This window comes from Dysgonomonas sp. HDW5A, from assembly GCF_011299555.1.
Taxonomy (GTDB): domain Bacteria; phylum Bacteroidota; class Bacteroidia; order Bacteroidales; family Dysgonomonadaceae; genus Dysgonomonas_A.
Map to the genome: position 1 here is coordinate 1,315,648 of NZ_CP049857.1, position 16,435 is coordinate 1,332,082.

At 37.7% G+C, this 16,435-nt stretch carries 9 protein-coding genes; 3 read left to right on the top strand and 6 right to left on the bottom strand.

Annotation, left to right across the window (positions count from 1 at the left end):
• The first annotated feature begins 54 nt into the window (after positions 1 to 54).
• The 3 genes from metG (at position 55) to G7050_RS05550 (ending at position 6,364) form a co-directional block, all read left to right on the top strand.
• Positions 55 to 2,094: a methionine--tRNA ligase gene (gene metG / locus G7050_RS05540; RefSeq protein WP_166112345.1), complete on the top strand. Its 2,040-nt coding sequence runs from the start codon at positions 55 to 57 to the stop codon at positions 2,092 to 2,094.
• A gap of 443 nt (positions 2,095 to 2,537) precedes the next feature.
• Complete coding sequence (locus tag G7050_RS05545; RefSeq protein WP_166112350.1) at positions 2,538 to 4,307, top strand: hypothetical protein; 1,770 nt, start codon at positions 2,538 to 2,540, stop codon at positions 4,305 to 4,307.
• A gap of 275 nt (positions 4,308 to 4,582) precedes the next feature.
• Positions 4,583 to 6,364: a hypothetical protein gene (locus tag G7050_RS05550; RefSeq protein WP_166112353.1), complete on the top strand. Its 1,782-nt coding sequence runs from the start codon at positions 4,583 to 4,585 to the stop codon at positions 6,362 to 6,364.
• 85 nt (positions 6,365 to 6,449) lie between these two features.
• Here G7050_RS05550 and thiL read toward each other — a convergent pair whose 3' ends face one another.
• The 6 genes from thiL to G7050_RS05580 all read right to left on the bottom strand — a co-directional run bounded on the left by thiL (position 6,450) and on the right by G7050_RS05580 (position 16,350).
• Positions 6,450 to 7,493 (bottom strand): thiamine-phosphate kinase, encoded by a 1,044-nt coding sequence (gene thiL, locus G7050_RS05555; RefSeq protein WP_166112356.1) that lies wholly within the window; start codon positions 7,491 to 7,493, stop codon positions 6,450 to 6,452.
• A 91-nt stretch (positions 7,494 to 7,584) separates the two neighbouring features.
• Positions 7,585 to 8,400 (bottom strand): purine-nucleoside phosphorylase, encoded by an 816-nt coding sequence (locus tag G7050_RS05560; protein WP_166112359.1) that lies wholly within the window; start codon positions 8,398 to 8,400, stop codon positions 7,585 to 7,587.
• Positions 8,381 to 9,466 carry a tetraacyldisaccharide 4'-kinase gene (gene lpxK / locus G7050_RS05565; protein WP_166112362.1) on the bottom strand — a complete coding sequence of 362 codons (1,086 nt, stop codon included), beginning with the start codon at positions 9,464 to 9,466 and terminating at the stop codon, positions 8,381 to 8,383. Before lpxK ends, G7050_RS05560 begins: the two co-directional genes overlap by 20 nt.
• A 15-nt stretch (positions 9,467 to 9,481) precedes the next feature.
• Positions 9,482 to 11,257 (bottom strand): signal peptide peptidase SppA, encoded by a 1,776-nt coding sequence (gene sppA / locus G7050_RS05570; protein ID WP_166112365.1) that lies wholly within the window; start codon positions 11,255 to 11,257, stop codon positions 9,482 to 9,484.
• A gap of 279 nt (positions 11,258 to 11,536) precedes the next feature.
• Positions 11,537 to 13,129 carry a SusD/RagB family nutrient-binding outer membrane lipoprotein gene (locus tag G7050_RS05575; protein ID WP_166112368.1) on the bottom strand — a complete coding sequence of 531 codons (1,593 nt, stop codon included), beginning with the start codon at positions 13,127 to 13,129 and terminating at the stop codon, positions 11,537 to 11,539.
• 38 nt (positions 13,130 to 13,167) lie between these two features.
• Positions 13,168 to 16,350, bottom strand: a complete 3,183-nt coding sequence (locus tag G7050_RS05580) for a SusC/RagA family TonB-linked outer membrane protein (protein ID WP_166112371.1) — start codon at positions 16,348 to 16,350, stop codon at positions 13,168 to 13,170.
• Between the last annotated feature and the right edge of the window lie 85 nt (positions 16,351 to 16,435).

The following is a 16,435-nucleotide window of genomic DNA, read 5'->3' on the forward strand; positions in this document are numbered from 1 at the left end:
ACTTTTAATAAAGAAAAAGCATCCATTGTATTTTATAATAACTACTACTATTCTATGAATAAAAAGTATAACCGAACATTAGTTACTTCTGCCCTTCCGTATGCAAACGGACCGGTACATATTGGTCATTTGGCAGGAGTATATATCCCGGCTGATATATATGTCAGATATTTGCGTCTCAAAGGCGAAGAAGTAATACATGTTGGAGGTTCTGACGAACATGGTGTGCCAATCACTATACGTGCAAAAAAAGAAGGTGTAACACCTCAGGATATAGTAGATAAATATCATGGCATCATCAAAAAATCATTCGCTGAATTTGGTATTACCTTCGATATATATTCTCGTACCAGCTCCGAGATACATAAAGAAACAGCCTCCGATTTTTTCTTGAAACTATATAATAAAGGAGAATTCGAAGAAAAAACGAGCGAACAATACTATGATCCCGAAGCTAAAATGTTTTTAGCCGACAGATATATTATGGGAGAATGTCCGCATTGTGGAAATCCGAATGCCTACGGAGACCAATGCGAATCATGCGGAACATCCTTAAGCCCGAACGACTTAAAGAATCCGAAATCGACCATCACAGGAAAAACTCCGATACTTAAAGAAACGAAACATTGGTATCTGCCTCTTGACAAACATGAAGCATGGCTAAAGCAATGGATTCTCGAAGACCATAAAGAATGGAAATCGAATGTTTATGGTCAGTGTAAATCGTGGTTAGACATGGGATTACAACCTCGTGCCGTAAGCCGTGACTTAGATTGGGGCGTGCCCATTCCACTCGAAGGAGCAGAAGGCAAAGTACTATATGTATGGTTTGATGCACCCATCGGATATATTTCGAATACAAAAGAACTATTACCTGACAGTTGGGAAAAATGGTGGAAATCAGAAGATACTAAACTCGTACATTTCATAGGAAAAGACAATATCGTTTTCCATTGTATTGTATTTCCGGCCATGTTAAAAGCCGACGGGTCATACATTCTTCCTGAAAATGTTCCTGCTAATGAATTCCTAAATCTCGAAGGAGATAAGATATCAACTTCACGCAATTGGGCAGTATGGTTACATGAGTATTTAGAGGAATTTCCCGGTCAACAAGACATTCTGCGTTATGTTTTAACAGCAAATGCTCCAGAGACTAAAGATAACGACTTTACCTGGAAAGATTTTCAAGCCCGTAATAATAATGAATTAGTTGCTATATTAGGTAACTTCATAAATAGAGCACTAGTTCTTACTCAAAAATATTTTGACGGAAAAGTTCCTGCAATTCATGAACTGACCGACTATGACAAAGAGACTCTTGCCGAATTTGCAGATGTTAAGCAAAACGTTGAGAAATATCTTGACAATTACAGATTCCGTGATGCCTTGAAAGAAGCTATGAATCTGGCACGCATAGGGAATAAATATCTGGCAGATACCGAACCTTGGAAAACGGCAAAAACAGATATGCCACGTACGGAAACTATTCTGAATACAGCTTTGCAAATCACAGCTAATCTGGCTATTGCATTTGAACCGTTCCTTCCTTTCAGTGCAAAGAAGATAAAGGAATTTCTGAATATAGAACTTTTAGAATGGAATCAATTGGGGCATACTGATATTCTTTCGGTAGGACATATATTAAACCAACCCGATTTACTTTTTGCGAAAATAGAAGACGAAACGGTTGAACAACAGATACAAAAACTTCAGGACACTAAGAAAGCGAATGAAGCTTCCGAATACAAAGCAGCTCCAATAAAACCATCTATTCAGTTTCCTGATTTTGAAAAAGTAGATATTCGTGTAGGGACAGTTTTAGAATGTATAAAGGTACCTAAAGCTGATAAGTTATTACAATTCCTTATTGACGACGGTATCTCTAAGCGTACAATTATATCAGGAATTGCACAATGGTATAAACCTGAAGACTTAGTAGGCAAGCAAGTCTGTTTTATTGCGAACCTTGAACCACGAAAACTTCGGGGTATAGAATCTTGCGGTATGCTACTTTCTGCAGAGAATAGCGACGGTAGTTTGTCTCTAATTCAACCATCAGCTGCAATTATTCCGGGCAGTAAAATCGGATAATTTATTCTAATTATATAAGAAGATAAAAACAAACCGGAGTGTCAAAATTTGACACTCCGGTTTGTTTTTATTGTAAAAGTCAACGGAGCAATTTATCTTTTAAAGTCACACAGAATAAGGCTATAAATTGTATGACTATATTTTAGCTAAATAAACCTTTTATCAAAAACGATAACCAAGCTACAATAAAAGCCAAAACACCTATTAACTCTTAAGGTTGCGACCCCACAAGAAATATTTAACACTCGTTAAAAAGCATATACACATACAAACAATCACCTTATTTACAGTAAATTATATATCTTTTGAAATTTTACAATTGTTAAATACCCATAGTGTGTGCAAAACACGCATTAAGATACAATAAAACAGAGTACCTTTGTACTCGATGTCGCGTAGACAACAACAAATAAAAGACAATTAAAGGATTAAGTACGCTATTTATGAAAATGACTATTAAGGTATTACTTGTTTTTATCTTTTCCTCCATTTATTTTGCATCTGCATATGCACAAGTAGGTATAAATACAGAAGCCCCCGACGAAAAAGCTATTTTAGAAATAGTTAGCTCCGAAAAGGGAATGTTAGTACCCCGAATGACGGAAGCTCAAAGAGACCTCATCAAGCCTACGACTGCTAATCAGCAAAGCCTACTAATTTTTAATACAGACGAGGACTGTTTTAACTATTGGCACAAAATTGAAAAAGAATGGAAAAGTCTTTGTGGTAAAATTGGAAAAGCTGAATTCGAGATTACAGATTGTAATGCTGTGACCGTATCAGGGCAATATCTCTCTGCCACGGCATTAACTCCAGCCAATTACATTACTGTACCCGTAAAAGTTACCAAAGTAGGTACTTATACAATCACAGCTATGCCTGATCCTGCAAATGGATATTACTTTACTACCTCCGGAGAATTTTTAGCAACCGGAAACTACAATATTATTGTACCGGGAGCAGGAACTCCAACAACTCCAACTGCAACAGGAGCACAAGGTAATGAAGTGAAAATATCATTAAATGATGTCTTATCAGGATGTTCTGTATTCATTCCCATTGAGGACTCTAGTATAAAGCCTCTATACACGATGAATTGTAGTGCAACAAAAGTAAACGGGGTGTATAAAATTAACACACCGTTGACCGGCTCGAATACTATCACAATGACATTAACTGTAGATGCGGCTGCCACAGGTGCCAGTTATATCATCACCACCAATACAGTAGATGGCATAAGTTTTTCCGGATCGGGTATCTTAATTGGAGGAACAAACCAAGTGGTAACATTGTATGGAACGGGAACGCCAACATCTATGGATCCTAAAAAATTTACAATTACATCCAACAGTAAGTCTGATGTAACTACATGTTCGGCAACTGTAACAATAGCATATACAAAGAAAAAGGTTCTAAGCATTGGAACTTATGCTAATGTATATGGATACAATTTTAGTGGAACAGCGTATTCTAATCAAATGATAACTGCACAAGCTAATTTCGGAACTCAGGAAAACAGTCTGATCAAAGCAGAAGGCTTTGAGTTTATAAGCCCGGGAGATTTTTCTCCAAGTTTGGCTCAACTACAAACTGCCTTGAATCAAAATCCAGACTTCATCATTATGGGAGTTTGGTGGGATCCAACTGTAGCCATGGCGGACTTACTTGTTGACTACCTTGCTAAAGGTGGAATTATACTTGCTTTCATGGAAGAAGCCGGAGGAACAAGAATACTTCAACGCCTGTTTGCTAATACGTCTATATCCGGAACCCTTGTTAATGCCGCTGGAGCAGTATATAGATATCCAATTCTTAATGACGAAATCTTAAACGGGCCATTTGGAGATATAAGAGGATTACAATGGGGAGAAGACGCATCTCAGACCAGAGCCATGTACAATATTCCGACCAGCTCAATAACCGTATACTCTAATGATCAGGATATTTCGGCAGGTAATGCAGGAACAGGTGGTATCACAGCATTTAAGCATAATTCGTTGAATTTCATTTTTGTTGCTGATGGAGGATTTAATTCTGCTGCAAATAATGCCCCTGCATCAAATACGATCTGCCCATTTAATATTGATGCAAATAAGTTCCCAATTGCAAAAACCAATTATGGAAGAAGTACAAGATATACAGTTTATAATTCGATATTTACAGCTAACGCATTAGCATGGGCTATAAAAACAGCCCAGTTCAAAGGACAATAAGAAATTATATCAAAAATAGAAGAAAGGAGCTAACTCGAGATGAGTTAGCTCCTTTTTCTGTAAAAACATAACCGATCTATTACTCTGAGGTATTCTGTTATATTTTATTTCATTTATTTAAAATACGAGAACTATCTATAGAAGACAGGTTCAACATAACTACCATGATATCAACTGTTAATTCGGTCATAAAAATAAAAGAATTCATTTTTAATATTAAATTTGCAACAATACCGTTAATATAACACGGAAAACAAAACAATAACTACTAGGTTATGATAACGATCAAACGACTATTTTCCCTCCTGATAGCAGCATCATTCTGCATATCGGGATACACTCAGGTTGGAATCAATACGGAAGATCCCGATATAAAATCTATATTAGAAATAGTAAGCAGCGACAAGGGAATACTTATTCCCCGAATGACCGAGGCACAAAGAGATGCCATCCAGCCAAGTACTATCAATCAACAAAGTCTGCTTATATTTAACACAGATGAAGACTGTTTTAATTATTGGCACAAAATAGATCTGGAATGGAAAAGTATTTGCGGGAAAATAGGAAAGGCTAATTTTGAGATTACAGACTGTAACGCAGTAAGCGTATCAGGTCAATATCTTTCCGCAACCGCACTTACCCCTGCCAACTACATTACAGTACCTGTAACAGTTACTAAAGCTGGAACTTATACCATTACAGCTATGCCTGACCCTGCCAATGGCTATTACTTCACAACTTCCGGAGAATTTCTGGCTACAGGAAATTACAACATCATTGTTCCGGCAGCAGGTACCCCGACAAGTCCGACTTTAACAGGAGATCCCGGCAATGAGGTGAAAATATCTTTAAATGATGTAATATCGGGATGCTCGGTTTTCATCCCTATTGAAGATTCCAGTATAAAGCCATTATACACTATGACTTGTGGAGCTACTGTTGTTAATGGTGTATACAAAATCAATACTCCCCTTGATGGAACAAATACCATCACGATGACCCTAGCTGTAGACCCAGCCGCTACGGGAGCAAGCTACATCATTACGACCAATACGGTCGATGGAATCAGTTTCTCCGGATCGGGTATCTTAATTGGAGGAGCAAATCAGGTTGTAACATTATATGGAACAGGAACACCCAATTCAATGGCAAATAAGATCATGACCATTACATCCAATAGTCAATCAAATGTAGCTACATGTTCGGCAACCGTTACAATTGCTTACACTAAGAAAACATTACTAACTATAGGCAATGATCCGAATGGTTTCGGTTATAACTTTAGTGGAACGGCTTACTCTAACAGGCTCATAACTACTGCTACAAATTTTGGAACTTTGGCTAATAGTACAGTCAAATCGGAAGGATTTGATATTATTAATGGAGCGACAAATCCATCCGATGCTAGTATGCAAACATGGTTACTTGGTGCTGCCCCTGTAGATATTGTAATAATTAGCTATGACAATATCAGTTTAAACACAACACAATCAAACTATTTAGCACAATATTTGGCAAACGGAGGGGTTGTATTGGCTTTTCAGGACAGAACAGATGCATTGGTCAGCCGAAACTTTATACAAGCCGTATTCAGTGACAACTCGATGACTACAAATTATGCCAGTCCCGCCGGAGCTATTTACCGGTTTGTATTTACCAACAACGAGATCTTAAATGGGCCTTTTGGTGATATAAGAGGCTTACAATGGGGCGAAGATGCTTCAACAACGGTACGTGTAAGCGGATTACCGGTAGGAACAGTAACAATTCTCAGTACCGATCAGGATATTTCGGGTAATACAACGGGAACCGGTAGTGCAACAGCATTTATACATAATTCTCTAAATCTGGTATGGGTTGGCGATGGAGGCTTTAATTCCGGCTCAAACATGGCTCCAGCTTCAAATACAATTTGCCCATTCAATCTTAATGCAAGCAACTTTCCTATATCGAAACTTAATTATGGAAGGCTTACCAGATATCCGATCTACAACTCTATTTTCACGGCTAATGCAATAGCGTGGGCCATGAAGAAAGCTCAATTTAAGAATCAATAAATCTAGCAATAACCCACTAATAAAAAGGAACCAATCTGTACAGATTGGTTCCTTTTTATTTATTTTGACTTTAAGAAAGAAAGCTTTATTCTTCACTTAAAGAGTTCCATCCTTGAGCCTTTAGCTCAATTTCTGTACTGTCTCTTGTTTCTAAAGCTAACCCTAGAGATTCATTCGTCATATGACCTATTACATGTACTCCTTTTATCTTAGATACTTTATCGTGCAGATGAAGAGGTACAGTGAATAAAAGCTCATAGTCTTCACCACCATTAAGTGCAACAGTGGTTACATTTAAGTTAAACTCTTCGGCCATTACAGCGGTCTGGTAATCAAGAGGAAGCCTTTCTTCATAAATTCGGCAACCTGTTTTACTTTGTCTGCATATATGAATAAGTTCCGAAGACAACCCATCGGATATATCCATCATTGAAGTCGGTAAAATATTTTCTTTCGCCAAAGCTTCTATAATATCTTTACGGGCTTCGGGTTTTAATTGTCTTTCAAGCAAATATTCGCGACCCGAAAAGTCAGGTGTAAAATCGCTTTTACCATCAAAAACCGCTTTCTCCCTTTCGAGAAGCTGAAGCCCCATATAGGCAGCACCCAGATCACCCGAAACACAAATAAGATCAGTTTCTTTCGCTCCGTCTCGAGTCACAATCTGACCTTCGACACCTTCACCGATACATGTAATAGATATACATAATCCCGTAAGAGAAGCAGAAGTATCACCTCCCACAATGTCTACCCCATATTGCTCACAGGCAAGTTGAAGTCCTGCATAGAAATCCTCTAAATCTTCTACAGAAAAACGTTTCGAGACACCCAATGATACGGTTATCTGTTTAGGTTGTCCGTTCATTGCATAGATGTCAGAAAAATTCACCACAGCCGATTTGTAACCGAGGTGTTTCAAGGGTACGTATATCAGATCGAAATGTATTCCCTCGAGCAAAAGATCGGTTGTCACCAATACTTTTTGGTTGGCATTATCCGAATAAGATAGAATTGCCGCATCATCCCCCACTCCCAAAACAGAGCTTGGATGTATCAGTTTTATATTTTCGGTGAGATGCTTGATTAAACCAAACTCTCCCAATGATGCTATTTCTGTACGTTGTGGCATTTAGTAAATAAATGTATTTAATGATCTATTTTTTAGATTATAATTTGCTATGGCTGTTCTACTTACCAAAGCGACAAAAAGGTCTGAAACCTTATTTAAGTCTTTTGATAACTTCCTGTATGATAAATGCCATTTTAGGTTGAGCTATTTTAGCTGCTTCTTGCACTTCTTCATGAGTCACCTCCACAATTTTGCCTATCACTCCCAGATCGGTAATAATAGAGAATGCAAGTACTTTCATTTTTGCATGGTTAGCCACAATTACTTCGGGAACTGTAGACATACCTACAGCATCTCCACCTATTATCCGGAAATAATTGTATTCGGCGGGAGTCTCAAATGTAGGTCCCTGAGTACCTACATACACTCCGTGCTGTAGTTTTATATTGTTCTCCTTTGCAATATCCATTGCTAATCTGCGGAGATCTTTATCATAAGCATTGCTCATATCAGGGAAACGAGTTCCCAATTCGTTGAAATTCTTTCCGTGTAAAGGATGTTCGGGAAATAGGTTGATATGGTCATCAATAAGCATAATATCAGCTATATCGAAGCTTCCGTTCATTCCTCCTGCTGCATTCGAAACAAAAAGATATTTTATATCTAATGCTTGAAATACACGTATAGGGAATGTTACTTCTTTCATCGTATATCCTTCGTAATAATGAAAACGACCTTGCATAGCAATCACCTCATTATCTCCTAATTTTCCGAAAATAAGTTTTCCACTGTGCCCTTCTACTGTCGACACAGGAAAATTAGGTATTTCAGTATATGGTATTTCTTTTTTATCGGTAATAGCATTGGCTAGCTCACCTAAACCTGTACCAAGAATAATAGCTGATTGGGGTATATGACCGACTTTACTCTTGATATAATCGGCGGTTTCACGAATTTTCTCTAACATGATCTACGATTTTATTATTAAATAGTTTTTTATCTTCTTCATTTACAAAGCTCACACGAATAGGCAGATAATATACAATTGACTTGATTTCGTCGTCGACATTATCCATAGACAACAAACGTGCTGCATCTTTTTCTGTAACAATAATTACTTTCTCCCTGTCTCCCATAGAGGCGAGACGAGATTTTATATCTAAAATATCTTTCGAGGTAAACTGATAATGGTCCGGGTATTGTATCGTTTCGGCTTGCTTCACATAGCGCTTTACTTTTCTGAAAAAAGGTCGAGGATTAGCTATACCGGCTACAATAAGTACATCTTTATTCTGCAATTTCTTTAAAGAAAGCTCTTCTTTATTTTCGGCAAAAACAGGAGTCAGCGAACCATATCGAAAAGATGTGTAAAATAAATCCTGATAAGGATATACCTGAATCTCTTTAGCCAACAATCTTAAATCAAGTGGGGTAATACCATCCGGACACTTCGTCACAATAACCACATTGGCTTTTTCTGCATAATACACAGGCTCTCGCAAACGACCTGCGGGCAGTAATTTATCTTTAGTCATCAACCGATTATAATCGGTGAGCAGTATAGTAAACGACGGTTTTACATATCGGTGCTGAAAGGCATCATCCAAGAGAATAACATCCGGCCTTTTATCTTCGGGCAGAGCCAGAAGAGTCTCAATTCCTCGCTGCCTTTCGCTGTCTACGGCAACAATTATTTCTGGAAATTTCCCTTTTATCTGATAAGGCTCATCGCCGATTTGATCTACAGTCGAATCTTTGCAGGCCAATACAAACCCCTTGCTTTTTCGTTTATATCCCCTACTAAGCACCGCCACACGGTGATCCGATTGTAAGAGTTCTATTAAGTGTTCAGTATGTGGCGTTTTACCTGTGCCTCCGACAGTTATGTTACCTACACAAATAACGGGTATATCATAACTCTTCTGTTTGAGTATCTTCCAGTCAAACATTTTATTTCGAATAAACACGACAAAGCCATACAGCCACGACAGAGGCAGTAACCACTTTTTTATATGTAGGGTATTTTGAGACATTAATACAATCGCTTTTTATTTCAGCTGCAAATCATAAGGCATCCGCGCCTGTATAAAATCTTGCTCCTTGAGGTCTTTTATATCTTTAATTGTTTTCAGCAAGTAGAAGTCTGTGCCGAGATATTCTTTCATGGCACGAGTTGCCAAATCTTCTGTCTGAGTATTGAAGAACGCTTCAAAAGGGCTTGACAGCTTAGGATATTCACGAATAGAATAGTCTGATAAGTTTGCCAAAACAGCAGCTTCTTTAAGAGCATCATCAATACCTCCAAGGGCATCAACTAAGCCTATTTCTAAAGCCTGTTTACCAGTCCACACTCTGCCTTCCGCTATTTTCCCTAAAGCATCTAATGGAATATTCCGCCCTTCGGAACAACGTTTTAAAAACAATTTGTAACCTCTTTCTATATATTGTTGAAGAATAGCTTTCTCCTGTTCATTCATCGGACGGGTAATATCGCCATAATCCGAAAACTTATTCGTTTTCACATTATCAAAGCTTAATCCCACTTTATTTGTCAATCCCTCAACATTCGGAAACATCCCGAAAATACCTATTGAGCCTGTAAGGGTTGTGGGTTGTGCAAATATCTTAGAAGCATTACATGAAATGTAATACCCTCCTGATGCCGCATAATCACCCATCGAAACAACGACCGGCTTCTTGGCTTTAAGCCCCTCGATAGCTTTCCATATTTGCTCCGAAGCATAGGCACTTCCTCCGGGAGAATTTACCCTGAAAACAACTGCCTTTATTTTATCATCGTCTTGTAACTTCTCTATTTCTTTTATAAAATACCTATCATTAATATCTGTCGGTTTACTTCCGCTAACAATAGATCCTTCGGCATATAATATAGCGATCTGATCAGATGATTTCGATTTTTGTGAATCCGGCACTGTAGCCATATCGGAGACTGTAGCTATGTTTAATTTCTTTGAATTATCAATACCCAATAAGCCTTTCAGGTACTCTCTGACCTCGGATTCATACATTAAAGTATCTACTAAATGATTCTTCACATCAAACTCACCCTCCTGAAATGTAGGAAGAGTATCGGTCAATTGATTAAGTCGTTCAACTGTAATACCTCTGGATGCTGAAATATTACCAAGAATGGTTGACCAAATATTATTTATATAAGAACTTACCTGCTCTTTATTGGCAGCGCTCATCTTATCTAAAATAAAAGGCTCTACTGCGGACTTGTATGTCCCGACTTTAAATATTTGCATCTCGATCCCGATCTTATCAAGCAGTCCTTTATAAAAAGTAGGGCTGACCGAAAGTCCCTGCAAATTTAATGAACCTTGCGGGTTCAATATTACCTTATCGGCAACTGTAGACAGAAAATAGCCTCCTTGCGTATAATCGTCAGCATAAGCGACAATAAATTTTCCACTTTCCTTAAAATCCAATAATTGATTTCTGATCTCAGTCAATGAAGCACTCGAAGCCATAAAATAGCCCGAATTTATATATATACCTTTTATGTCATCATTTGTTTTGGCTTTTTTTATTGCTGACAAAATATCTGTCAAAGCCATTTCCTTCGCCTCTCCCGTATTAAAGATTTCCAATAAAGGATTGGAGACAACACGGTCTTTCATAACCCCTGTCAGACGAATCGATAAAACAGAATTATTTTTCAAGACAAAAGTCTCCGATGAACTACTTAATAATATTCCTATAAAGCCGAAGAATAACAATGCTACAATCGCACCGATAATAAAGCTACTAATAAGTACTCCCACTATTGAAGCCAGTACATTTTTAAAAAAATCTTTCATGCAAGGAAATAATTAAGTAATTCCGAAAAACAAAGTCTTTTAAACCTATTAAATAATGTGGCAAGAGATAACCCTGTTGTATTGTTCTGGTTCGAGAAGATACCATTTAAACACGATCCATCGGTTCGCACGTCCACAATCTAACAAATATAGATAAAAATATTTTAGATAAATGCTATATTAGCCTAAAATAGTATAGTTGAAGATATTCGGATCAATAGAAAAGGATCGAACCATCAACGGCTCGATCCTCCCTAATTGATTGATTAGTTCAAGTAATTATTTGTTTACCGGATGCGGATCCGATGGGGTTCTCACATCCCAAAACATCTTACTGTAGTAATTATTACTTCCATCAGTAAGCTTAGCTACAGCATCTTTAAACCCTGTCGGGTTTAGAGTACTTTCATTCGTTGGATATTTCACTCGGGCAGGTATGTCTCCTTTAGTTTCCGATAATGTCGTGAAATCTAAAACTGTACCTCCAACTACATACGAATGTTCGCCCGGCTTCAACAAAGTCGTAGGATATCCTGTACGACGGTATTCAGACCATGCCTCAGTACCATTCATATATAAATGAATATACTTTTGAGTAGCCACTGTTTCTGCATTAACAACCTTACTCACTTTTTGAGTATAGTCGTTTATTATAGAATCATTTATAGCAGTTTCACCCATCACCTTTGTATAGAGTGTATTCCAATATTGTAATGAAGATTTAACCCCTTCTTTATATTCGGGAACTGAAAAACCTTTGTATTCAGAAAGAATAAAGCATATTTCGGAATACGACAGCAAAGAAATAGCAAAATTAGGTTGTACAACCAAAGGCTCGTCAGCATAAAAGCTAGGTGCTGCATTTCTGATAGCCGATGTCATTTGCGAACTCATTAATCCATAAGGTAATCCTATATACTTTCCACCACGGGCTGATGTATAGATAGGCAAACGAGGGTCAACAACCCCTTTCCATGGGTGAGTTTTCACATTCAACGTATCGGCTTGCCCTTTCAACAAATCAACAAATGGCTTGGCAACCGAAAAATCATTTCTTCCATCTTCGAAAAAGCCTTTGTAAAAGTAACATTGGTTAGGAGCTGATGTCGAATAGCTAAACACTGCATTATCACTATTGCTTGTAAAAACTCCCGCCGATACTGCTTCTGCAATATATGTTTTCCACTTAGGGTCAACTTTTGACAGACGAAGAGCTATTTTACATTTTAATGAATTTCCAAACTTCTTCCAAGCAGTGGCATCCCCATCATAAATCAAATCACCCTCAGTAAATACTGCTGCATCTTCATTTATCATTGCTGTTGCTTCATCCAATTCTGCAATAAATTGATAATACAAAGTATTCAAATCATCATACTTAGGATACAGAACGCCTTCCTCTAATTTAAACGCCTCATTATAAGGAATAGAACCCCAGGTATCGGCCATAATCTGCATTAACCAAACTTTCAATATCTTAGCAGCAGCAATCTGATTATTGTTATCTCCATAAGTTGCCATTGCTGTTTTTGTTGCAGGATCGGTATTTAACTTTTCGATATTATCCAAGTTACCGGCTACACGATATAAATAATTAAAGTAATTATTATTTACACTCTCACGAACCTGATAACGGTCTTCCTCGGTGTAGGTGCGTTGTGCCCAATACTGAGAATACAACAAAGCCTGCCTTCCACTAAACCAGTTATCGTAGATATAGTCTAACATACTCTTTTCGGCTCCCGTCATCAACGTAGCTGTTGAAACCGTAGCGGGTTGGTTGGGATCAATATTCAACTCTTCCAGATCTTTACAAGAACTAACCGTAAAGACTAAAGTCGCAAATAGTAAACCTTTTATAATTGTTTTCATATCTTTCTTCGAATCTTAAATAATTAATAATTACGGAATTAAAATTGAATTCCGACATTAAAACCAAAGTTTGCCACCGATGGTAAAGCTCCTCCTTCAATACCTTGCACATTCCCTGAACTTGTTGTTGCCATTTCGGGATCAAAGCTTTTATTATCCAAACCAAACATGGCAAGGTTACGTCCATAAGCAGAAACCTTCAGTGCTTTAATATACTTGGTTGAACGAAGAGGTATATTATATCCGAGAGTTATTTCTCTTAGTTTAATAAAGTCGCTCTTAAATACGCTTTGCGCAGCAGGACCGCTATATATTGCTCCAGCCCATTCTTCGGCTTCAAGACGAGTCGTATTGGGGGTTCCATCAGCATGTACTCCTGATAATAAGACTCCTCCTCCATCTTCAACAGCATCACGTATTGGGTTTCCTAGTTCATTATTACCGACTGTACCTTCAAGCATTCCTGAGTACATCCCCCACATATATGAAGTAGAGAAATATTTTCCTCCAAACTGTGCATCAAACAAAACGCTTAAATCGATGCCTTTATAAGAGAATGTGTTCGAAAATCCGACTAACGCTTTTGGATATACACTTCCCAATGGAACATTACCATCTGTAGCAGCATAAGTTCCATCTGCATTTATGATTTTGTTTCCATTATCATCATAAACATAATCGGTTCCCATGATAACACCATATCTGTCTCCGACAAGTGCTCCGACTTCTACTTTGAAAGGTGCACTAGCCAATTTAAAGTAACCTTCTTTGCTATTACCTAATAATTCTTTCACTTTATTTCGATTAGCAGAAAGGGTTCCAATAACAGTCCATTCAAAATCATTAGTTCTTACAGGTACACCTTTTAACATCAACTCAAACCCTTTATTGGTAATAGTACCACCATTAACCACCATAGAAGTATAACCGGTTGCTCCGGATAATGATAAAGGAATGATCTGATCTTGCGTTTCAGAGTTATAATATGTAAAATCAACTCCTAAGCGATTTTTAAACATATTCAGCTCTAAACCAAACTCCACAGAGTATGTAGATTCGGGCTTCAGATCCATATTGTTCTTTTTATATGGTAAAGTATAAGCATGAGAACCATCAAAAGAGGTATAAAATCTGTACGCATCATATACATTATAAGGATCTGTATCGCTACCTACTTTAGCCCAACCTAGACGTAGCTTTCCCAAATTCAACCAATCTTTTTTCAACAATTCCGAAAATAAAAGACTACCGGTAACCGAGGGATACAGATATGAGTTATTGCCTTTAGGCAGGGTCGAAGACCAATCATTACGAAGGGTTGCATCTACGAAAGCAAAGCCTTTATACCCAAAAGATGCGCTAGCAAATACACTGTTTATAGATTTACAGCTCAAAAAATTAGTTGAAGTTGATGGACTTTTAGAGTTGTCCAGATTATAGAACTCGGGTAACACCAAACCGCCTACGCTTTCTCCTATCAGTCTTGTATATTTACGATACATTATATTACCTCCGGCATTTGCATCTAAAGTCATATCCTCGTTCAATCTTTTAGAGAACATTAATAAAAACTCATGATTTATTTCATGTTGTTGCCTATGTGTTTCAGTATACGATGATAATTCCTGAGAATATACGGCATTACGCTCATATTGTTTATCACTAAAAAAGTCCAAATTAACTTTATATTGTGCTTTTAAGCTAGGTAGTATATTTATTTTGATACCGACATTACCATATAAACGATCACGTGTATCATTCTGATAGTTCATATAACGTGACCAATAGGGGTTATTAGAGTATTGTAGTGTCGGATCATCCCATCCACCTCTATTCCATCCGGCTTGAGTTCCATCAGGGAATCGATAAAGATCTTTCAGTTCTTTCATATCCAACTGACGTTGTCCCCATTGGATAAATTTTTGCATTACGTTATTATCTCCATAACCTGTATCAGGGCGTCCTTTTGCTGCCTGATTCAAATAAGTTACATTCGTAAATAATTCGTAGTATTTACTGGCATTAATACTTCCGGCCACATTGAAGCTATTTTTATCCAAACTACTGTTAGGCATATATCCGCTCAATGTCATATTGGTATACGAAATACGAAGGCTTGTTTTATCTGTCGATTGAGATAAGCTAATATTGTTGGTCAAAGACATTCCTGTTTCAAAAAAATCTTTAATATCATGCTTAGGAGTCACCCATGCCGATGTTGTTGGATCTCCGACTTTACCTCCGGCTTCCCATTTAGCCACATCATACCACGAAAGATATTGTATACTAGGATCGTACTTAGGCCCCCAACTTTCATCAATACTATAATCAGGTACTAAATATGTCTTTCCATTAATCAGAGTAGGAGTAAGTTCATAACCTCCACCATATTGCTTTTGCATTTTAGGCAGTTTATTTACAACCTCAAATCCAACAGAGGAATTGACTGTTACACCTAAACCTTGGTTTTTTTCGCCTTTCTTAGTGGTAATCATAATCACACCATTAGCAGCACGAGATCCGTACAAAGCCGATGCATTAGGCCCTTTTAATACCGAAATATTAGCTACATCATCAGGATTTATATCCTGAATTAAGTTACCATAATCATAACCTCCCGCACCACGCTGAGTGTCGGTACTATTAAAATCTGTTCCTTCGATCGGAACTCCGTCTATTACAAACAAAGGCTGATTGTTTCCAGAAAGAGACTTGATACCACGAAGTAGTACCTTTGTAGAACCTCCCATATTACCTGTAGCTCCGGTTATCTGAAGACCGGCAACTTTTCCGGCCAAACCATTAATAGGGTTAGCTACTCCACCACGCGACTTAATCAATTCGTCGGCTTTTACATCAGCGACAGCATATCCCAATGCTTTTTTCTCTCGGGAAATACCCATTGCTGTTACGACAACTTCATCCATTACTTTAGAATCATCTTCGAGTGTGATTCGCAAATCGGTTCCAACCGGAACCTCTTTTGCTTTCATCCCGATCAAAGACACTACTAAAGTTTTTCTATCAGATGGGATATTCAATGAGAACTTACCATCAACATCGGTAACTGTACCAACCATACTTCCTTTAGCCACCACTGAAGCCCCTATTACAGGTTCGCCAGTGTCATCTATAACTACACCGGACACTCGCGTAGTTTGAGCTAGAGATAACCCCACGCTTGCCACTATACAAGCAAAAATCATCATTAATCTTCTCATAAATACCTCTTTTATTAAACTCAATTTGATAAAAAAACTTAAACCAGAACTGAAACAACTTTAAATAATATGTCGCAAATGTATT

Coding starts and splice junctions, on each gene's coding strand:
- sppA (WP_166112365.1), bottom strand. CDS start 11,257: ATGAAAGATTTTTTTAAAAATGTACTGGCTTCAATAGTGGGAGTACTT.
- G7050_RS05560 (WP_166112359.1), bottom strand. CDS start 8,400: ATGTTAGAGAAAATTCGTGAAACCGCCGATTATATCAAGAGTAAAGTC.
- G7050_RS05580 (WP_166112371.1), bottom strand. CDS start 16,350: ATGAGAAGATTAATGATGATTTTTGCTTGTATAGTGGCAAGCGTGGGG.
- G7050_RS05545 (WP_166112350.1), top strand. CDS start 2,538: ATGAAAATGACTATTAAGGTATTACTTGTTTTTATCTTTTCCTCCATT.
- G7050_RS05550 (WP_166112353.1), top strand. CDS start 4,583: ATGATAACGATCAAACGACTATTTTCCCTCCTGATAGCAGCATCATTC.
- lpxK (WP_166112362.1), bottom strand. CDS start 9,466: ATGTCTCAAAATACCCTACATATAAAAAAGTGGTTACTGCCTCTGTCG.
- thiL (WP_166112356.1), bottom strand. CDS start 7,493: ATGCCACAACGTACAGAAATAGCATCATTGGGAGAGTTTGGTTTAATC.
- G7050_RS05575 (WP_166112368.1), bottom strand. CDS start 13,129: ATGAAAACAATTATAAAAGGTTTACTATTTGCGACTTTAGTCTTTACG.
- metG (WP_166112345.1), top strand. CDS start 55: ATGAATAAAAAGTATAACCGAACATTAGTTACTTCTGCCCTTCCGTAT.